We start from the raw sequence: 20,338 nt of genomic DNA, 5'->3' as shown, positions 1-20,338 counted from the left end.
AGGGGGATGGTCCGCGTCACTATCAGGACCTACGCTCGTTACTTGTAAGTAGGAAACGGGACGCGCGGGCGGTACGCCAGGAGGCCAGACATGCGGATCCGGCTCACTCGGCTGGTGAGCGCGACGGCTGTCGTGTTCGCGGTCGGCACGGCCGGCGCCGCCGCGGGCTCCGGTTCCGCCGTGGCCGCCGAGCCCGTCGTCGTGGGCAGCTGCGCGACCACCGTCCAGGGCGCGCCGGGCACACCGGTGGCGCTGAGCACGACCGCCGTGCTCGACCCGATCGTGCAGCTCATCCGGGCCGTCCCGCTGCTCGGGCCGCCGCTGGCCGAACCGTTCCGCCAGGCGTTCTCGGCCCTGCCGCCCATCCCGATCGGCGCCGTCGGCACCGGCACCGACGTCATCACCGGCGGCGACATCGCGAACAAGGTCAACGCCGAGCTGGTCAAGCTGCCGCTGCTCGGGCCGATCATCGTCACCCTGTCCAACGCGGTGCGCGCCGAGCTGACCAAGCTGTGCGGCGTCACCGTGCAGGCCGTCAACACCGCCGCCGCGCCCGTCCAGGACGGGTCGCGGGCGCTCGCGGACGCCTCGCAGCAGGCCACCGGACAGCTGCCGGGGCTGCCCGGGACCAAGCCGACGCCGAACCCGCCGCCGCAGACCGGTCAGCCCGGCGGCACCCCCGGCACGGACCGGCCCGGCACCAGCCCGAACGGCCAGGCACCGGCGAACAGCCCGGTCGGCGGCGTCGGCGGGCTCGACGTGCCGCTGTACGGCACGAACCCGTGGGGCGGCAACTTCGGCCGCGTGCCGCTGTTCAGCTACGGCTCCCTGCCGTTCGCCGTGCCCGGCCGGTACGCGCCGTCACCGGGCGTGCGCTACGGCGGTGGCGTGAGCGGCTACCGGCCCGGCTACGGCGTGCCCGAGGCCGACGACGACGACGGCGTGCAGACCGCCGGCCGTGCTCAGGCGCTGCCCGGCTCCGGCCGGATGGGCGGCGGTGTGGCGGCTCCCGTGCTGCTGGCCGTGCTGCTGCTGTCGTGCGTGACGGGCGCGCTCGTGCGCACCTGGGTGCTGCGCCGCGCCGTCGCCTGAGACGCCGGCTCGAAGGCCCAGGTGAAAGGCACCGTTCACGGCCTGTTACCCTTCACGGGTTGCTGACGCGACGACCCTCCTGCCACGGAACGTCCGTGGCCGCCGAGTCCACAGGAGGTGAGTGGTCTTCATGCGTCATTACGAAGTGATGGTCATCCTCGACCCCAGTCTCGACGAGCGCACGATCGCGCCGTCCCTTGACACGTTCCTCAACGTCATCCGCACCACGGGTGGCAACGTGGAGAAGGTCGAGGTGTGGGGCAAGCGCCGGCTGAGCTTCGAGATCAACAAGAACTCCGAGGGCATCTACGCCGTCCTCGACCTGATCTCGACCCCCGACGCGGTGAAGGAGCTGGACCGCCAGCTCGGCCTGCAGGAGACGGTGCTCCGGACGAAGGTCATCCGGCGCGAGCCCGCCAAGGCCGCGAAGACCGCGGCCCGGATCGCCGCCAAGGCCGCGGCCAAGGCCTAGGAGCGCCCGACATGGCAGGCGAGACGACGATCACGGTGGTCGGGAACCTGACCGCCGATCCCGAACTCCGCTTCACCCAGTCCGGCGCCGCGGTGGCGAGCTTCACCGTGGCCTCCACCCCCCGCACGTTCGACCGGGCGAGCGGTGAGTGGAAGGACGGCGAAGCGCTGTTCCTGCGGTGCAACGTGTGGCGCCAGGTCGCGGAGAACGTGGCCGAGTCGCTCACCCGCGGCTCGCGCGTGGTCGTGACCGGGCGGCTGCGCCAGCGTTCCTTCGAGACGAAGGAAGGCGAGAAGCGCACCGTCATCGAGCTTGAGGTCGACGAGATCGGCCCCTCGCTGCGCTACGCGACCGCGAAGGTCAACAAGGTGAGCCGCGGGGACGGCGGCGGCGGCTTCGGCGGCGGCGGTCAGTCCCGCGGTGGCGGCGGTGGCGCCCCGGCCGACGACCCGTGGGGCTCCGCGCCCCCGGCCGGCTCCGGTGGCTTCGCCGACGAGCCCCCCTTCTAGACCGGCACCGGTCCACTCCACACTTCACTGCGTAATACCAGGAGTTCACACATGGCCAAGCCGCCTGTGCGCAAGCCCAAGAAGAAGGTCTGCGCGTTCTGCAAGGACAAGAACGCCAACCTGATCGACTACAAGGACACCACCCTGCTCCGGAAGTACATCTCGGACCGGGGCAAGATCCGCGCCCGCCGGGTCACCGGCAACTGCTCCCAGCACCAGCGCGACGTCGCGGTCGCCGTCAAGAACGCCCGCGAGATGGCCCTGCTGCCCTACACCTCGACCGCTCGCTGAGAAAGGGGACGGCATCGTGAAGCTCATCCTCACCGCTGACGTGACCGGCCTCGGCGGCCCCGGCGACATCGTCGAGGTCAAGGACGGCTACGGCCGCAACTACCTGCTGCCCCGCGGCCTGGCGATCGTCGCCACCAAGGGCGCGGCCAAGCAGGTGGAGGTCATCCGCCGGGCGCAGGAGACGCGCCGGGTCCGTGACCTGGACCACGCCAAGGAGATCAAGGCCTCGCTGGAGGGCCTCGGCTCCGTGACGCTGAAGGCCAAGGCCGCGACGGGCTCGAAGAAGCTGTTCGGCTCCGTCACCTCGTCCGACGTCGTGTCGGCCGTGCGTGCGGCCGGCGGCCCGACGCTGGACAAGCGGGCCGTCGAGATCGCGGGTCACATCAAGACCCTCGGCAAGCACTCGGTGAACGTCCGGCTCCACCCGGAGGTCACCGTGTCGCTCTCGGTCGAGGTCGCGAACGCGCTCTGACGTTCTTCCCCGGAAGCGCCGTTCGACCAGGTGTTCTGGTCGGGCGGCGCTTTCGCACGTCCGGCTGTGGACAACTCGTGTGACACGTTGTGCGCGACACGCCGTAGCCGCGGTTACACGCGACACGCCGAAGGTTTGACACACGACTTTTCCACAAACTTATCCACAGGACTTGACCTGCGGGAACTTTCGTCTGGACCCGAGTTGTACCCAGGTTGTCCACAGGTTTCCCCAGCCCTGTGGTCAGCTCGGCGCACCCATCCCCAAGCTGTCCACCGAGTTGTCCACAGGCGGGTTTGCCTACGCCATCCAGGTGGCTCTAGCGTCGCTGGACCACGGGCGTGGCGTGGCGGGGATTGTCGGACCCACGAGGTACAACGAACCGCACGGCAGCAGATTGGGGTGAGCTCACGGTGGCGCTGGTGGACGACCGGGGCATGGCCGAGCCCGGCTTCGAACGGCAGCCGCCGCAGGACCTCGCCGCCGAGCAGTCGGTGCTCGGCGGGATGCTGCTGAGCAAGGACGCGATCGCCGACGTGGTCGAGGTCCTGGCGCCCAACGACTTCTACCGGCCCGCGCACCAGGCCGTGTACGACTGCATCCTCGACCTGTACGGGCGGGGCGAGCCGGCCGACCCGATCACGGTGTCCGCCGAGCTCGAACGCCGGGGCGAGCTGCTGCGCGTGGGTGGCGCGCCGTACCTGCACACCCTGATCGCGACCGTGCCGACGGCCGCCAACGCCTCCTACTACGCCGAGATCGTGGCCGAGAAGGCCGTGCTGCGGCGGTTGGTGGAGGCCGGCACGCGGATCGTCCAGCTCGGCTACAACGGTGCCGAGGGCGCCGACGTGGACGAGGTGGTCGACCGGGCCCAGGCGGCGATCTACGAGGTCACCGAGCGCCGCACCACCGAGGACTACGTGGTGCTGGAGGAACTGCTCCAGCCGACCATGGACGAGATCGACGCCATCGCCTCGCGCGGCGGCTCGTCCCTGGGCATCCCCACCGGCTTCGCCGACCTGGACGAACTGACCAACGGCCTGCACCCCGGCCAGATGATCATCGTCGCGGCCCGCCCCGGTGTCGGCAAGTCGACGCTGGGACTGGACTTCGCCAGGTCGTGCTCGGTGAAGCACGGGTTGACCAGTGCGATCTTCTCGCTGGAGATGTCGCGCACCGAGATCGTCATGCGCATGCTGTCGGCCGAGGCGCGGATCCGGCTCGGGGACATGCGCGGTGGGCGGATGAGTGACGACGACTGGACGCGGTTGGCGCGGCGGATGAGCGAGATCAGCGAGGCGCCGCTGTTCGTCGACGACTCGCCGAACCTGACCATGATGGAGATCCGGGCCAAGGCGCGGCGGTTGAAGCAGCGCCACGACCTGCGGCTGGTGGTGGTCGACTACCTCCAGCTGATGTCGTCGGGCAAGCGCACCGAGTCCCGTCAGCAGGAGGTCTCGGAGTTCTCCCGGAACCTCAAGCTGATCGCCAAGGAGCTCGAGGTGCCGGTGATCGCGATCAGCCAGCTCAACCGAGGTCCGGAACAGCGCACCGACAAGCGACCGCAGCTGTCCGACCTGCGCGAGTCCGGTTCGCTCGAGCAGGACGCGGACATGGTGATCCTGATCAACCGCCCGGACGCCTGGGAACGCGACGACCCCCGCGCGGGCGAGGCGGACCTGATCATCGCCAAGCACCGCGCCGGCCCGACCGCCACCATCACCGTCGCCCACCAGCTGCACTACAGCCGCTTCGCCGACCTCGCCCAGGGCTGACCGGCTCGGTTCGTCGCCGGAAGGCCCTGGTCTCAGGTGTCCGCCCGCGCTCGGCACGAGGTGGGGGCTGGCAGCTCACCCCGGCGGAACGCGGCAGGAGGGACACCCATGAGGCGGCGGAACTCACCACGGTCGACTTCCCCCTCGACACCGCCCGTGAGCAGATGCTGCGACAAGGCACCGATCCGGCGGCCGTGGCCGCGGCCCTCACCGGGATGGCCTGGGCCCGAGCCGGGCACAACGCCGTCCTGACCCAGGACGTCCCCCGGATACTGGGACGGCCGGCCACCGCCTTCACCACCTGGGTCCAGGACCACCGGGACGCGTTCCGGCCGACCCCGTGAGCCACTGGGCGGAGGGTTCGCGGCCTGGTGATCACCGGGTCGCGGTCTCGGCGAGGAACGCTTCGGCGACGTCGGTCAGCGCGGCGGGCTCGACCGCGGCGAGGGCGTCGACGGCCTCCCGCCAGTCGGCGAGCCGCAGGGCTCGGGCGATCAGCGGCCGTGCGTCGGCCCGACTCGGCTTCACGGGCGATCGTCGCGGCGCGGTCGAGGTCTCCGGTCCGCGCCACGGCCTCGGCGACCGCGGCCAGTGCCCGTGCCCGGTCACCGGGGTCCGAGATCGCGCGAGCGAGGCCCGCGGCGCGGTGGTGATCACCGGCCCAGCACACAGCCCGGATCGCCGCCACCAGCGCGGTCGTCCGGTCGTGCCGTCCGGCCTTGATCCCAGCCACCGCGACGGCGTCGGAGGCGAACCCCGTCGCGTGGTCGGAGTCGCCTGCCCGCGCCGCCGCCTCGGCCATCCCGGCGAGCGCCCAAGCGCGCTGGACCGGGTCGGCGATGGCACGGGCCACCGCCGCGGCGCCCCGGAAGTCCCCTGTGCGTGCTCCGGCCTCCGCCACCCACCTCAGCACCTCGGCCTGCTCACGCGAGTCGGTGGCCTCGCCGGCGACCGCGACGGCCTGGTCGAGGTCGCCGGACCGCGCCGCCGCTTTCGCCACCTCCCGCAGCGCTTGGAAGTGCGGGAACCGTTCCGGGATGGTCCGGGCCACCGCCGTGGCGCCGCGAACGTCCCCCGCTCGTGCGCCGGCCGCCGCCACGTCGCTCAGCGCCTGTGCCCGACGGCGGGCGCCGGAGACGTTGTGGGCCAGGGCAACGCCGTGATCGAGGTGCCCCGCCCGCGCCGCCGCGCTCGCCACCAAGGCCAGCGCCTTGTCCGGTTCCAGCAGGGAATCGCGCTCGTGGGCGATCGCCTCGGCCTCACGGAGCACGTCGTCGGCACCGACCTCCTCGTCGGCCGGGTGCTCGACCAGCGCCTCGCACAGCTTGGCCATCGCCTCGACCCTGGTGAGCGGATCGGCGATGGACCGGGCCAGGGCTTGCGCCCGGACCCGACGACCGAGCCGTGCCCACACGGCGGGCAGTGCGACCGGTACGTGGCGGTTGCGTTCGACCAGGCTGTCCCGACGTGCGGCGAGCCGGGTCATGTTCCGCAGGTCCGCAGGGCCGTGGTCGAGCAGAGCGTCCTGGGCGGTGGTGATCTCGGCCAGGGCGGTGGTGTCCCCGCCGATGACGTCCAGCATCCGGTCGTGGCGGGCCGGGTCGAGGGCGCAGGCGATCATCCTGATCAGGTCGCCGGTGGCGTGCAGCACGGGGAAGTAGCCGCGCAACAGGTAGTCGGGCGTGCCCGCCGGCCAGCCCTGATCGCGGTAGCGGTCGGCCCACGCGTGCAGGCGCTGCCGGTAGCCGTCCAGCCGGGACGGGCCCAGGAACGCCACCGCCGCGTCCTGCAGTTCCTCGTGGGCGAGCAGGTACACCTCGGGGCGGTCACCGGAGTGGCCCGCCCGCCGCCGGAACGTGCGCCCGGACACGGCGCGCAGCTCGTCGTCCACCTCCCACCGCGCCAACCCGGTCAGCTCGGCCAAGTCCTCACTGCTGAGCCCGCCCCCGGCGGTGGCCACCAGACCGAGCAGGTCCTGCTCGGTGGACGTGCCGCGCAGGAGCCGCTTGAGCTCGCGCTCGGCCTCGACGCGGACCGTCGCCGCGTGGGGTGACGGGCTCAGGACCTCGACCACGCCGGGGTCGCGCAGCGGGTGGTCACCGGGCACGTCGGCGGGCAGCGGCGGCTCCGGTCGCCCCGCGACCACCACCCGCAGGCCCGCGGCCGGGTGGGCGGGCAGCAGCGCCGCGATGCTGTGCGCGTCGGGCGCGGTGGTCACCCCGCGGTCCTCGTCCAGCCCGTCCACCACCAGCACCAGGCGCTCACCGCGGTCGGCGCACCGGCGGGCGGCCTCGGCCAGCATCGACAGCACGTGCGCGTCGCGGGTGGCCTCGGTCAAGTAGGCGGGCACCGGCTCGTGCAGCAGCTCGGCGAGCTGTTCCAGCAGCACGTCGGTGAACGCGACCCGGTCGCTCTGCCCGGCGTAACGGGCGGTGACGAAGAACGACACCACCCGCACCCCGGCCGGTGGGTGCAGCACGAACCAGGCCAGCAGCGCCGGCTTGCCCGCCCAGGCCTGCGCACGCCACCACAGGTAGGCCCGCCCGTCCGGTGCGGTGCAGAACTCGGTCAGCCGCGCCAGTTCCCGCTCGCGATCGCGCAACGACTCCGGGGCGATCCGGCGCACCTGCTCCCGGTAGGCCGATCGCGGCACCCGGTCGCCCGAGCCGATGGTGACGTTCCCGCCGATGTGGCCGGCCTGCACCACCACGCCGTCGACCGTCGGACCCGTGGTGGTGTTGTGGACCTCGGGCGCGTCTGTCACGACGACCACTCTGGCGCACGGCCACGCACCGCAGAAGGCCCGGCCGCGTGGTTACCGGTTGCCCAGCGCGAGCAGCAGGACGCGCAGGTCCGGCTCGGCCGACATCAGTCCGGGCAGCGCGTTGTCGTCCTCGCGGAACGCGTAGCGAGTCAGCATGCGCACGCCGGACTCGGTCAGCACCCAGAAGCGCTCGCCGCCGCCGAACTTGCGCTCCTGCTCGGCGGCGCCCACCCGGCGCAGTTCCGACCACCCGCGCTGATCGGTGCACTCCTCAAGGCTGATCATCCGCACCAGCCCGTCCGCCGACCGCCGCTTGAGCGGCTTGATCATCGCGTCCAGGCGGGCGCACCCGCGCGCGAGCCGGGCCGCGTCGTCGGTCGCCTTGGGGAACTCGGTGCCCTCCGTGTTCAACTGGAGCACCGACTCGTCGTAGTCGCACTGCTTCGCGTTGACGCAGTAGGTCAGCGAGCCCGATCCGCTGAGGCGGCGCAACGTCCAGCCCTGGAGGTCCAGCCGCTGGATCACGACGTCGGCCAGCAGCGTGTCGCACAGCGACTTCCCACCCAGCAGCCTGGCCAGGCACGCCGACCGCACGGCCGGGACCTCACCCGGGCACTCGTCCTCCACCCGGGCCAGGGCGATCGCCAGGACGTTGCGCTTGAGCAACGGGTACTCGCCGTTCGCCCTCGACCACCCGCGCGCGATGTCGTCAGAGCTCAGCAGGCGGGCCAGGTACTCGACCGTCATGTCGTCGAGCTTGGTGCCGCGCAGGTCACCGGCCACGGAATCGAAGCCGAGGTGCCGCCAGTCCTCGGAGATCGCCTTGGCGGCGAACAGCAGTAGGAACTCCGTGTACTTGAACACGACCATCCCGTCCGCCGTGCGGGTGAGCAGCGCGTGCGGGTTCAGGATCATGGCCGCCTTCGACTCGGCGACGTCGATGCCCAGGTGCTCCAGCGCGGAGTGCTCGTTGAGGTCGCCCAGCAGGTGCGTCCAGTGCGCGAAGTCGGTCAGCACCGCCATCTGCTCCTTGGAGTCGATGCCGAGGCGTTCCTCGTCCCGCACGCAGAGCAGCTCCAGCAGCGCCAGCAGCACGTTCGTCCGGGACGACGCCACGGCGACGTCCAGCTCGTCCTTCAGGTTGACGTAGTACGCCAGCAGCAGGAACAGCGGGATGCCCTGCGCTTTCGAGGACTGCAGCGCCTTGAGCACTTCGTCCGCCCGGGCGGGGTCTGCGCCGTTCTTCAGCAGCAGCTCACGCCCGCCTGCCGGCTCCATCGGCTCGATCGTCGCGATCTCGCCGCTGTCGAAGATCGTGCCGATCGTGCGGGTGGAGTTCAGGTGGCCGAGCCGGCTGGACACCGCCAGCCGGGCGCCGTCACCCACCGCCCGCCGCAGCTCGCGCAACCCCTCTTCGAGCTTCGCGCGGGAGATCATCAACTCGTCGGTGCCGTCGAGCAGCAGGATCAACCGCTGCCTGCGCAGCAGTTCCAGCAGGAAGCGACCGCTGTCCAGCCGGTTCAGCGCGGGCAGGTGGTCCTCGTCGGACGGGCGCGAGAGGTAGTGCGAGATCGCGTCGAGCGACAGGGTGCGCAAGCCCCGCAGGGGAACTCTGAGGGCCACCGACGGGTAGGTGTGCGCTCTCTGGGCGACCGCCGACTCGTACTGCACCGCGTGGCGCCACTCGTGCCACTTCAGCAGTTCGCTCTTGCCCAACCCGGCGTCCGCGAGGATCGCCAGCGCCGAGCCGCTCGCGCTCAGCCCTCGCTCCAGGAGCCTGTTGTCCGAGACCCGCTCGCCGCCGAGCTTGAGGTGCTGCTTGACGTGGCGGTCGGGCACGGTGAGGTCGGGCGCGACGAAACCCTCGAAGTTGTCCGCCGTCTCGGCGTCGCGCCGCGCGCGGACCGCCGCGGTGGACGCGTCCCACAGGATGTCGATGAAGTGCGTGATCCGGTTCACCCGCGGTTCCCTGGCCGCGGCGCGCATGGCCTCCTCGATGCGCTCGACCTCCTTCGCCGGGGTGAGGTCGGGGACGAGGACCCTGGTCGGGCGCACCTGGGTGATTTCGGTGTCGGTGAGCGCGATCGCCTCGCCCGCCATCCACACGTGCTTGATGTTGTCGAGCGTCGGCTCCACGGCCCGGATGGTGAACCGGGTCGCGTCACACCGCCAGCCACGGGCCTGCAGGAGAGTCCGGACGCTGTCCGCCAGGACCGAGACGTACGCCATCGCTAGTCACCTCCGATCGCGTGGAGCAGCACGGGCGGCAGGCTCAAGTGCCGCAGGTTGGCCCGGCACCAGTCGGCCGCCGCCGGGTGGGTCCGGACGTGGTGCGCCAGTGCCTGGATCACCGTCTCGTCGCGTTCGGCCGAGACGCACCGGCTGACGATGTAGTTGGCCTCGGCGATCGAGTACCGGGTCGCCAGCGTGACCGACGCGAGCAGGCTCAACTCCCGCGTCGCGCCGTCCGGGGATATGCCCAGGACGTCCTCGATGAAACGCAGGCTCGTCATCACGTAGTCGAGTGCCAGCGGTTCTTCGAGGAAGGAGACGTACGATTCCAGTACGGGCAGCATCGCCGGGGCGTGGTGCGCGAGCAGTGCCTGGAGCAGGACGTACGGCAATCGGGGCAGCGTGCGCGTGGCCAGTTGGAAGTCGTCCCGGTGTTCGAGCAGGAACTGCGCCAGCTTGCGGGTGCTCTCCAGGTCCGCGGATTCGTTCTCGATCAGCTCTTGGATGATGGTGAGCGCCGTGTCCACCGGGCGCTGCAACGACGTCGGGTGGTCGATGACCAACCGGAAATCATCGTGGAATTCCTCCGCCGTCCGATAGCGGTGGTCGGCGTTGACCGCGGTCGCGGTGCGCACGCAGTATTCGAGCCGGCGGGTCAGCGGGGAATCGGGCACGGCCACCGTCGCGAGCACGTACGCCAGGATTTGGCCCAGGCTGTAGATGTCCGCCCGGTGGTCGACGCCGCCGAAGTCGGTCCACTGCTCCGGTGCCGCCCACCCCGGCGTGCCCGCGCCGAGGTGTGACGCGGTCTTGAACGAGGCGTCCCTGGTGAAGGCGCGGCCGAGACCGAAGTCGGCGACCCGCGCGTACCGCCGCCCGCCGCCGTTGCCGGCGAAGACCAGGACGTTCTCCGGTTTGAGGTCGCGGTGCAGCACCCGGTTGCGGTGGGCGAAGGCCACGCCGGTCAGCGCGTCGCCGAACAGCGCGAGGGCGTCGGACTCGCTCAGGACCGGCAACACCTCGGCCATGTTCCCCTCAGCCAGTGGCGCGGCGTACCACGGATTGGCCATGTCCAGGCTGTGGTCGAGGACCGGCAGGATGTTGGGGTGGTTCAACTGGCTCTGCAGCCGCACCTCACGGCTGAACCGCACGCGATCCTCGTCGTCCATCAACGCGAGCGGGATCTTGATGACCACCGGCCGGTCCGGGTCGTGCTTCTCGCGCGCCTCCCAGACCGAGCCGAAACCACCGCTCGCTATTTTCCGGATCGGCAGGTATTGCGCCGGGAAGTCATCGGACATGGGCGCCGCCTCCAACTGCAACGGGCACGCGCGCATTACTCGACCCGGCCCGGGGAAATACGGACCAGTCGGGGCGGCGGCCGACTTACCCTACTTTCGGCGGGTCGGCGCGGATGGTTACAGGCCTCACCCGGATGTAGTAGCCCCGCTGTACCGGATCGGTGTTCGCGGTGGAGGCTCACCGGTTCGCCGGGTTGTGGGTCATTCCCGCACCCGAGAACTGCGCCTACGATCGAAAGATGCCACCCGACGCGGCGCGGCGCAGCGACCGTTCGAGGCGGGCGATCCTCGTGGCCGCGCTGGAGTTGGTCGAGGCGCTCGGCTACTCGCGGTTGACCATCGAGGCGGTGGCGGCGCGGGCCGGGGTCGGCAAGCAGACGATCTACCGGTGGTGGCCGTCGAAGGGGCCGCTGCTGTTCGACGCCTTCGTGGAGTTCGGGCCGGCGGGGACGGACGCGTTGCCCAGTGGTGTGCTGGCGGTCGACCTCGCGCGCGGGTTGCGGGCGGCGGTGGAGGAGCTGGCCGACCGGCGGTTCGACCAGGTTTGCCGGCTCCTGGTGCACGAGGAGCGCACGGACCTGGTGACGTTGCTGCTGATGCCGCGCCGGATGGCGTTGGAGGAGCGATTACGGGCGGCGCAGCGGTTGGGCGAGGTGCGGGCCGACGTGGACGTGTCGGCGGCGGTGGAGCTGTTGCTGGGTCCCGTCCACCAGCGGTGGTTCCTGCGGACCGCGCCGTTGACCGGGGAGTTCGCCGACGCGGTGGTCGACCTCGTGCTCCGCGCACTGAGGACGTGACCATGATCGGTACTGTTCGTCGATCATGGGGTACGCCGTGGTCGACGTGGAGACGACCGGCTTCGCCGCGCGCGGTTCGGACCGGGTGGTCGAGGTGGCCGTCGTCGGGCTGGACGACGCGGGCCGGGTGACCGACGAGTGGTGCACCCTGCTCAACCCCGGGCGCGACCTCGGACCGCAGCACGTGCACCGGATCCGCGCCGCCGACGTGTGGCACGCGCCCACGTTCGCGCGGGCCGCGGGCGCGATCGCGGCACGGCTCGCCGAACGGGTGGTCGTCGCGCACAACCTGTCGTTCGACGCCCGGTTCCTGACCGCCGAGTTCGCCCGCGCCGGGGTGGACCTCCCGCTGACGGGCCTGTGCACGATGCGCCTGGCCGACCGGTACCTGCCGAACCTGGCCGGCCGGTCGCTGCGGGCGTGTTGCGAGGCGGCCGGGGTGGTGCTCGACTCGGCGCACTCCGCGTTGCACGACGCCCGCGCCACGGCCCGGCTGTTCGCCCACTACCTGCGTTCCGGCGTACCGGCGGCTGAGCCCGCGCCGCGGCTGCCGCTGCCCGACGACGTGGCCGAGGTGCGGCGCGGCGCGGCCACGCCGGTGCACCGACGGCCCGAACTGGTGACGCTGGTGCGCGGTGACCGGGTCGTGTTCACCGGGCGGACGCACGCGCCGCGCGAGGAGTGGGTGGACCGGGCCGCGTCGGCCGGGCTGGTCAGCCAGGGTTACGTGACCAGGTCCACCCGCGTGGTCGTGGCCGCCGACCCGTTCACGCTGTCGAGCAAGGCGCGGCGGGCGCGGGCGTACCGGGTGCCGATCGTGTCCGAGGAGGACTTCGCCGGGATGCTGGCCCGGCTGGGCGTTACACCGCCGGCCAAAGATCACCGGACCGGGTGGCGTCAGTCCTATTGAAAAGCCCGCCGGCCGCGGGGAGGCTCTTCACGGACAGGCCCTGCCTCAGCGGAAGGCACGAGTCCTATGAGTACCGTGCAGACAACGGCTTCCCGGGCGGTGTGGGACGAGTTCGTCTCGCAACTGCCGGTCGGGGTACTGCTCCAGGACGAGAACGGCGTGGTGCTCGCCGCGAACCCGATGGCCACGGCACTGCTCGGTGACGCCCACGCCCGCGACGACTCCGGGGCGCCGCTGCCCAGTTGCGCCGAGCTGGCGGCGCAGGTGCTGCGCACCGGCTCACCCCTGACGATCCCGATGGTGCTGCCGCACGCCCAGGTGTGGGCCGAGTACTACCCGATCGTGGTGCGCGGGCAAGTGCTGGTGCTGCTGCGACCGGTGCAGGCGGACGTTCCGCACAGCGCCGGGCTGCTCGACGCGCTGACCGGGCTGCCGGGTCGGGCGCTGCTGCTCGACCGGCTGGACCAGGCGTTGATCCGGGCACGCACCCAGGGCACGCTGGCGTCCCTGGTCCTGGCGGACGTGCACCGGATGGCGGCGGTGAACGCGGCGCACGGCTTCAAGCGCGGCGACGAGCTGCTGACCGTGCTGGCGAAGCGGCTGCGGCAGGGTTTACGGGCCGACTACACGGTGGCGCGGTACGGCGGCGACTCGTTCGCCGTGGTCGCGGAGCACCCGAACGGCAGTGGCGAGCCGATCGCGGCCCGGGTGCGCGAGCTGGCCGGGCGGGCGGTGCGGCTCGGTGGTGAACGCGTGCGCACCGGAGTCCGCGTGTGCTGGGTGACCAGCGACGGTGAGGCACCGGTGCACTCGGTGATCGCGCACGTCGAAGAACGCCTGCGCCACTGAAGCCCGTGAAGAACGAACCGGGCCCCCGGCACGTGAGGTGCCGGGGGCCCGGTCGCGGGGGTGGAGCGGGGTCGGTCAGATGCGCGGCAGCACGGTGGTGATCTCGTGCGCGTTGAACAGGCTGCGCGCGTCCATGTCCGCCAGGGCCGGGGCCTGGGTGTCGGTGAACCGGGTCGGGCCGACGCCACCCTGCAGCGGGTTGACGTTCAGACCGCTCAGCGACAGCGGCGGCAGCGCCGGGGACTCGCTGCGCGGCTGCGCCACACCGGGCACCGGCAGCACGAACGGCAGGCCGGCCGGCGCCGCGACGGGCAGCGACGACACGGCGCGACCGCCCTGGGTCAGGTCGTGCAGCGGCACGTCGTCCACGACGGGGATGCCCTGCGTGGTGACCAGGTCGTCCACCACCGGCAGGGTGCCGCCGAACGAGCGCTCGTCAGAGTCGGTCTGCACCGAACGGGTCGGCACCGCGCCGAGCGGCAGCGTGCCGAGGGCGGCACGCGCCCCTTCACCGGCGGCCGGCAGCCCGTGCCGGACCTGCTCGACGTCACCGAGCCTCGGCAGCTGGTCGGTCAGGTCGGACACGCCTCCCAGCGCGGGCAGCTGCCTGGTCGGCAGCTCGGCCTGCGACAGCGCGCCGACGACCCTCGGCGGCTTGGCCTGCGACAGCGCCCAGACGGGACCGTTCACCACCGTCGGCAGCGCGCCGACGATCATGTCCGGCTTCGGCAGCTTCGGCGCCTCCGGCTTCGGGACCGCCCTGGACAGCAGCGCGCCACCCGGCATCGGGAGCTGGGTGAGGCCCTGGATCGGCAGGCCGCGCAGGTCGTCGATCCCCGGCGTGCCCAGCGGGACGGTGTACTGCGACAACCGGCTCAGCAGGCCCAGGCTCGGCAGCTCGGTGGCCCGCAGCAGGCTGTCGACACCGGCCGGCAGCTGGATGCCCCGGTTCGCCTCGGTGACCTTGGTGTCGTCGCCCCGGTCGTCACCGGTGCGGACGTCGTTGCGGTCCTGCGCGTTCGCGGTGGCGGTGCCGACCACGTCGATCGGGACGCCGAACAGGCGGGCGAACGCCTCGGTCGGCAGTTCGACGTCGTGCGCGCTGACCGCGCCGCTGCCGTCGGTGGTGGTCACGCCACCGGACTGGCTGGTCGACCGGCTGCCGGTCGCGGCGTCCGCGAGACCGGCCACGGTCACCGCGTCACCGGCCACCGACGGCGTGACACCGGCGGGCGCGGTGACCAGGTTGCCCGACCACGCGCTGTCCTCGGCGGAGGTCAAGTGCTCGCCGCCGGCGATCAGGCCGGTCGTGTTGTCGGTCTGGGAGTAGCCGTTGCCCGCCGCGGTCACGGCGTCGCCGAACAGTTGCAGCGGGATCGACGGCTGGGCGCCGACGCCGTTGCCCGAGAACGAACCGTCGTCACCGGAGGTCTGCACGTCGCCGCCCGAGTGCGAGCCGAACTCGTTGCGGCTCTCCGACTCGACGTTGCTGCCCGCGCCGACCGCGCTGCCGAACACCTGCGGTGACGACGCCTGGGGCAGCGACAGCACGTTGCCCGACAGCGAGCCCTCGTCACCGGTGGTGGTGGCGGCGCCGCCGGAGCGGGAGTCGAGCCTGCTGTCGGTCTCGGACGAGCCGTTGCCGACCGCGACGACGGAGTCGCCGAAGACCTGGGCCGGGTTGGACGTCGGCACGTGCACGATGTTGCCGGAGGCGGAACCGTGCTTGCCGTTGGCCTTGGGCGGGTTGGCGAGGTCGATCCGGGTGTTGCTGTCGGTCTTCGACGTCGGGTTGGCGACCGCGCCGCCCGAGTTGCCGAACACCTGGCCGCCCAGGGCGGTCGGGGCGGACACGACGTTGCTGGAAACGGTGCCGTTGTCGTCCACGCTGGTCGCCACCCGGCCGGAGCGCACGTACTTGTCCTCGTCGGCCCGGGCGGTGGGCGTGCCCGCCGCGCCGACGCCGTTGCCGAACGCCTCGGCGGGCAGGCCGACCGGCACCTGGCCGACGTTGCCGGAGCCGACCGCGTCGTTGCCGGTCGTGCCGTTGTAGCCGCCGGACTCCGAGCTGACGTCGTTGCCGCACTCGGCCTCGGCGATACCGCCGCCGGTCAGGCCGTTGCCGCACAGGTCGGCCGCGCCGGCAGGCGGCAGGTTCGCCGAGTTCGCCGACAGCACGGAGCGGTCACCGTTGGTGTAGGTGTCGCCGCCGGTGACCGCGGTGGCTTCGTTGGCGTGCCGGGCCGAGGTGTTGCCCACGCCGGACAGCGCGTTGCCCGCGCCGGAGACCGGCAGGGCGACCGGGGTGTCGGCGAAGTTGCCGGACAGCACCGAGTCCTGGCCCGCGGTGTAGCTGTGGCCGCCCGCCTCGGCGTCGTGGGCCATCGCGTTGGTGACCCGCGCGTTGCCCGCGCCCGCCAGCGTGTTGTCGCCCGCGGCGACGGGGCCCGCGAACGCGGGCTGGGCCACGTTGCCCGCGAGGGTGCCGCCGTTGCCGGAGGTGGCCGACCACATCGGGAGGTCGGTCCGGTCGCGGTGGGTGGTGCCCGCGTCGGAGGACGCCCGGTTCTCGGTGACGGTCTCCGCGTTGCCCGCGGCGCCGACGCCGTTGCCGGTGACCGCGACGACCGGTGCGATCGGCGCGCCCAGGACGTTGCCACCGCCGGTGCTGCGGTCACCGGTGGTGCTCAGGGAGCCGGCGGCCCGCGCGTCGTTGGACGACGTGGCCTCGCTGTAGGCGTTGCCGCCCGCGGCGACCGCGTTGTTGGTCACCGGGGCGGGCAGCGCGCCCTGGACGGCGGCGATGTTGCCCGACAGCGAGCCGTCCTGGCCCGAGGTCTTGACGTTGTCGCCTGCGACCGCGCGCTGGTAGGAGGTTGCGCGGGACTCGGCGTTGGCCAGGACGGCGACCGCGTTGCCGTTGACCTGGGGCGAGACGGCGGCGGCGCCGTGCGCCACGTTGCCCGCCAGGGTGCCGTACGAGCCGTCCCTCCTGATCTCGCCCGTGCTGCTCGCGGACTGGACGCAGACGGCTTCGCTGTAGGCGTCGCCACCCGCCGCGATCGCGTTGCCGCAGGCGTTGACCGGCACGACGACATCGGCGTCGGCGGTGTTGCCGCGGGTCAGGCCCGAGGTGTCGACGCCGGTCAGCCGCTCCTGCGCGGAGCGGACCAGCGGGTTGGCGGGGCCGGCGAGCTCGCGGATCGGCCGGTCCGCCGCGGACGGCGTGCTGATCTCGTGGTGGATGGCCGGCAGGTCGTGGTTGCCGACCGGGGTGCCCAGGTTGTTGTGGTCGACGTCGACCGGGACGCGCACCTTCGCGTCGAGCGGGTTCGGCTTCGCGTCGGGGTTGACGTTCTCCTGGGCTGAAGCGATGCCCGTGCCGAGCATCAGCAAACCACCCGTGACAAGTGCGGTCTTCAGACCGCGCTTGGCCCAGGTTTGCATGGGTTCTCCTTCTTCCGGTTTCCCTGGCGGGAGGTGAGGGGTGGTCGGACGCGGCTACCGCGTCGGAGACGACGACCACCCGGGTCATCAGAGGGGTGGGAAGCGCGGCGTTTCGACCGGTTCGCGAGCGCACGCGAGGCAGCGCCGCGGTCGATTACCGGGTCGGCTCGACGATGAGCCGCCGCGGACCGCGCGCTGGGGTCAGTCGGGCGTGGTGCCGGGCTGCTTGCCCGGCGCCACGGTGTTCCGCTCGGTGTCGGGGAACAGAGCCCGGGCCACCGCGGAGTCGATGCGGTCGGCGGACACGACCGAGAACGGGCCGTTGCCGCCGCCGGAGGAACCGGAACCGTCGCCACCGCAGGAGCAGTGGGCCGGCGCGCCGAGCGGCGCGAACGGCATCGACGGCAGTCCGGACGGGTCTCCCGGCAGGGAGGGCCCGTTGGTGTCGGGCAGCGCGGTGACCGGCTGCCGCGGTTCGTCCAGCCACGCGCGGCTGAGCTTGCCGAACACCCCGTGCACCACCGGGGTGCCGGCGGTGACCGGCACGGCGGTGGCGGCCGGGGTGGTCTCGGTGGCGCGCTGCGTCACGGACCCGCCGACGACCACGTCGACGGGCGCCGGTGCGGACGCGCGGTGCTGGAACCAGCCGCTCACGCCCCCGACGGTGTCGCGGATGTCCTCCGCGACCCGGCGCAGGCGGGGCGGGCTCGACTCGGGCACCCGCTGGGTGCGCAGCGCCGTGTCGAGGTCTTGCACGGCCTGGCCGACCGCGGTCGCGCCGACCGGGGCGAGCGCGGCCTCGACCGCGCCCTCCGCCGCACGGGGTGACAGGGTGCCGGGCACGACTTCGGCGACCGGGCCGACCAGGGTCGGCTCCGCGGCCGCCGGCGAGGCGGACAGCGCCCAGGCCGCGGCGGTGCCGGCCAGCGTGCCGCCGACGACCAGCAGGGCGCGGGAGAGCAGCCGCCGAACGCGGCTCGCCCCCGTTCCCACTCGCTGGTCAACGCGCGACATCGCTGGAACCTCCGCCGAAAGCACTGGGATTCGCCGGCACCGCGATCGGGGTGATCAAGCCGACGACGAGAGACTGCCAGGGCGGACCCGCGCCGCGCACTCCCCGCACCCCTGGTTCGCCGGATCGTGTGACGAACACGCTGTGTTGTCGAGCGTGACTCGGGGTAGTCAGACCCGCTTGAGCACCCTGGCCGCGCCGGCGGCGGCGGTGGACGCCAGGATCCAGCCGACCGCGATGAGGGTGCTGGAGATCCACTGCGAGGCGCCGCTGAACTTCCACTTGCCGTCCTGCCCGAGGTCCACGATCGGGATCAGCAGGTCCATCGACAGCAGCCAGGCGTTCCAGGACGGCGACTCGTCCTCGTTGAGCTTCGGCATCTCGTGGCCCAGGAACCACCCCGAGCCGGCCAGCCAGAACGCGGCCAGCCAGGCGATCGCGAGCCAGGGCCGGTAGCCGTAGCCGACCGTCCAGCGCTGCAGGAAACCCCAGACCCGGCCCGCCACGCCGAGTTCGGAGTAGCGCCGGTGCTGCTTCTCCAGCTGCACGAGCTGCGCCAGCTCCTCCTCGCCGCCGTCGCGGTACACGGCGGCCAGCTGCTCGTACGGGCCGGGCGCGAAGTCCGGCTGCACCTCCCGCAGCCAGCGCAGCCGGGTGCGCACGTCGACGTGCGGCGTGGACGAGATCGAGCGGAACGTGAAGTCCTCGACGTCGACACCGCCGGTGGCGGCCCACAGCCCCGGCCCGTCCAGCACGGTCGTCGCGGCGACCCGGGTCAGCACGACCCGGCCGACCGGGATCCGGTCCTCCCACAGCCGCAGCACGAGCTGGCTCACCGTGAGCCCGTAGGCGTTCAACGCGATGTCGCTGCCCGGACCGCCCAGCCGGGCGCCCGCGAACGTGGCCATCTTGCCGACCTCGGCCAGCCGCATCCGCACGCCGCCCGCGGCGGTGAAGCCGTGGCTGCACAGGAAGTCCTTGCCGACGGTGGCCACCCGGGCGTCCAGCGACGGCTTCACCGTGCCGTCCGGGCGGCGGCGCGGCGAGAGCAGGGACGCGCCGGAGCAGTCGAGGGTGGAGCCGATCTCGGCGTTCTGCAGGCGCAGCGAGCCCTCGGCGCGCAGGTCGCGGAGGAACAGCGTGCCGCCGACCCGCAGCCGGTCGGCGAACAGCACGTCGATGCCGGGACCGTGCAACCGGACGCCGGACAGCGACGCGCTTCCCCGCACGTGCGCGTCCACCAGGCGCACCTGGCCGTAGGCCCTCAGCGCGGCGTCGCGCTCGCCGTCGCCGTGGATGCCGCCGTTGACCACGCCGCGCGCTTCGAGGTCGCCCTGGACCTGGATGCCGTCCGCGTGCAGGGCGACCGGGATGCGTTGGACGACCTCTCCGGTGTGGTCGGCCAGCTCGTCCACCACCTCGCGGCGGCCGATCACCGCGCCGGACAGCCGCAGGTAGCCGCCGATGTCGGCGTTGGGCAGGCGGACCGTGCCGGAGGACGTGAAGCCGTCGTCCAGCTCGACGTTGCCCTCCACCCGCATCCGGTCGGCGACCAGCGCGGCGGCCTCGTCGGCGGTGCCGCGCGGGATCACCAGGACCGGGCGGTCGACCACGCTGGCGTGCAGGCGGGCGCCGGAGAACACGACGCTGCCGCCGACCCGGGCGCCGTCGAGCAGGATGCGGCCCTCGGCGGTGAACCGGCCGCCTTCGGCGTCGCAGAACAGGGTGCCCGCGATGGTGACGCCGGTGGCGTCGAGGGCGTTCTGGCCCGCGTTGAGCAGGCGGGCGCCGCCGAGGTGCACGTTGCCGCCGACGTTCGCGCCGCGCAGCCGCACCTCGCCGCCCGCGCGCAGCGCGATGGCCTGCAGCGAGCCGGACAGCCGGATCCGGGCGGCGAGCAGGGCGTGGTCGCCGCCGCCTCCCCGCAGCACGGCGCCGGCCAGCCGGAACGTGCCGTCGACCGAGGCGTCGGTCAGGTCGACCACGCCGTCGCTGGTGAAACCGGCCTCCAGCACCAGGTCGCTGCCGACGCGCAGGTTGCGGCCCCACAGGCCGGGCACCTTGCAGCCGCGCATCCGCAGGCCGACCAGGCGGGCCATGCGCAGGTCCGGCGGCCGTTCGAAGGTGCAGTCGAGAAAGTCGACCACGTGCTCGACCTGCGTGCCCTCCAGCGCGAACGAGCCGACGACGTTCGCGCCGACCAGCCTCAGCGCGGCACCGCGGGCGCCCTCGGTCAGCAGGGTCGACAGCAGTTCGCCGCGGACCGTGCGGTCCCGCTTGGGCGTCCTCGGGTCGAACCGCAGCTGCCGCCCGGCGGTGAAGGCGGCGCGGACGGCGTCCTCGACGGTCTCCTCGGCGCTCACGCCCGCGATCCGATCATCCGCCGCGCCGGTTCCGCCGGCGTTTGACCGAATC

At 72.5% G+C, this 20,338-nt stretch carries 15 protein-coding genes; 9 read left to right on the top strand and 6 right to left on the bottom strand.

The genetic code is table 11. The annotated features are described in order from the left end of the window. Positions 1 to 90: 90 nt before the first annotated feature. The 6 genes from A6A25_RS35940 to dnaB all read left to right on the top strand — a co-directional run bounded on the left by A6A25_RS35940 (position 91) and on the right by dnaB (position 4,611). Entirely contained in the window at positions 91 to 1,092 is a 1,002-nt protein-coding gene (locus A6A25_RS35940) for a hypothetical protein (RefSeq protein WP_073897896.1), read from the top strand. Positions 1,093 to 1,222: 130 nt separating this feature from the next. After that, complete coding sequence (gene rpsF, locus A6A25_RS35935; protein WP_073897985.1) at positions 1,223 to 1,564, top strand: 30S ribosomal protein S6; 342 nt, start codon at positions 1,223 to 1,225, stop codon at positions 1,562 to 1,564. A gap of 11 nt (positions 1,565 to 1,575) precedes the next feature. After that, complete coding sequence (locus A6A25_RS35930; protein ID WP_073897894.1) at positions 1,576 to 2,073, top strand: single-stranded DNA-binding protein; 498 nt, start codon at positions 1,576 to 1,578, stop codon at positions 2,071 to 2,073. Positions 2,074 to 2,124: 51 nt separating this feature from the next. After that, entirely contained in the window at positions 2,125 to 2,364 is a 240-nt protein-coding gene (rpsR, locus tag A6A25_RS35925; protein WP_015805710.1) for a 30S ribosomal protein S18, read from the top strand. A 13-nt stretch (positions 2,365 to 2,377) separates the two neighbouring features. Further along, positions 2,378 to 2,836 (top strand): 50S ribosomal protein L9, encoded by a 459-nt coding sequence (gene rplI / locus A6A25_RS35920; RefSeq protein WP_073897892.1) that lies wholly within the window; start codon positions 2,378 to 2,380, stop codon positions 2,834 to 2,836. A 413-nt stretch (positions 2,837 to 3,249) separates the two neighbouring features. Beyond that, positions 3,250 to 4,611, top strand: coding sequence for a replicative DNA helicase (gene dnaB / locus A6A25_RS35915; protein ID WP_073897890.1), 1,362 nt, complete (start codon positions 3,250 to 3,252; stop codon positions 4,609 to 4,611). Here dnaB and A6A25_RS35910 read toward each other — a convergent pair. The 3 genes from A6A25_RS35910 to A6A25_RS35900 are packed head-to-tail and all read right to left on the bottom strand — an operon-like array spanning position 4,556 to position 10,908. Further along, complete coding sequence (locus A6A25_RS35910; RefSeq protein ID WP_143193617.1) at positions 4,556 to 7,375, bottom strand: hypothetical protein; 2,820 nt, start codon at positions 7,373 to 7,375, stop codon at positions 4,556 to 4,558. The two genes, dnaB and A6A25_RS35910, sit on opposite strands and share 56 nt — an antisense overlap. A 51-nt stretch (positions 7,376 to 7,426) precedes the next feature. Next, a complete protein-coding gene (locus A6A25_RS35905) occupies positions 7,427 to 9,604 on the bottom strand; it encodes a hypothetical protein (protein WP_073897886.1) in 2,178 nt (725 codons plus the stop codon). A gap of 2 nt (positions 9,605 to 9,606) precedes the next feature. Further along, entirely contained in the window at positions 9,607 to 10,908 is a 1,302-nt protein-coding gene (locus A6A25_RS35900) for a serine/threonine-protein kinase (RefSeq protein WP_158073878.1), read from the bottom strand. Positions 10,909 to 11,147: 239 nt separating this feature from the next. Between A6A25_RS35900 and A6A25_RS35895 the strand changes: the two genes are divergently transcribed. From A6A25_RS35895 to A6A25_RS35885, 3 genes are all read left to right on the top strand, one after another. Then, complete coding sequence (locus tag A6A25_RS35895) at positions 11,148 to 11,705, top strand: TetR/AcrR family transcriptional regulator (protein WP_073897983.1); 558 nt, start codon at positions 11,148 to 11,150, stop codon at positions 11,703 to 11,705. A 25-nt stretch (positions 11,706 to 11,730) separates the two neighbouring features. After that, entirely contained in the window at positions 11,731 to 12,615 is an 885-nt protein-coding gene (locus tag A6A25_RS35890; protein ID WP_073897882.1) for an exonuclease domain-containing protein, read from the top strand. 66 nt (positions 12,616 to 12,681) lie between these two features. Further along, positions 12,682 to 13,464, top strand: a complete 783-nt coding sequence (locus A6A25_RS35885) for a sensor domain-containing diguanylate cyclase (RefSeq protein ID WP_073897879.1) — start codon at positions 12,682 to 12,684, stop codon at positions 13,462 to 13,464. A 75-nt stretch (positions 13,465 to 13,539) separates the two neighbouring features. Here the strand turns inward: A6A25_RS35885 and A6A25_RS35880 are convergent, their stop codons facing one another. The 3 genes from A6A25_RS35880 to A6A25_RS35870 form a co-directional block, all read right to left on the bottom strand. After that, on the bottom strand, positions 13,540 to 16,911 hold the full coding sequence (locus A6A25_RS35880) for a chaplin family protein (RefSeq protein WP_073897876.1): 3,372 nt from the start codon (positions 16,909 to 16,911) through the stop codon (positions 13,540 to 13,542). Between the two features lie 201 nt (positions 16,912 to 17,112). Next, positions 17,113 to 17,925, bottom strand: a complete 813-nt coding sequence (locus A6A25_RS43580; RefSeq protein ID WP_143193616.1) for a hypothetical protein — start codon at positions 17,923 to 17,925, stop codon at positions 17,113 to 17,115. 168 nt (positions 17,926 to 18,093) lie between these two features. Next, the gene (locus tag A6A25_RS35870; RefSeq protein ID WP_073897872.1) at positions 18,094 to 20,286 is read right to left on the bottom strand and encodes a hypothetical protein; all 2,193 of its coding nucleotides are present in this window, start codon (positions 20,284 to 20,286) and stop codon (positions 18,094 to 18,096) included. Positions 20,287 to 20,338: the final 52 nt, after the last annotated feature.

The sequence above is a fragment of the Saccharothrix sp. CB00851 genome (assembly GCF_001905065.1).
Classification (GTDB): Bacteria; Actinomycetota; Actinomycetes; order Mycobacteriales; family Pseudonocardiaceae; genus Actinosynnema.
This window is presented reverse-complemented; position numbering and strand designations above follow the sequence as displayed.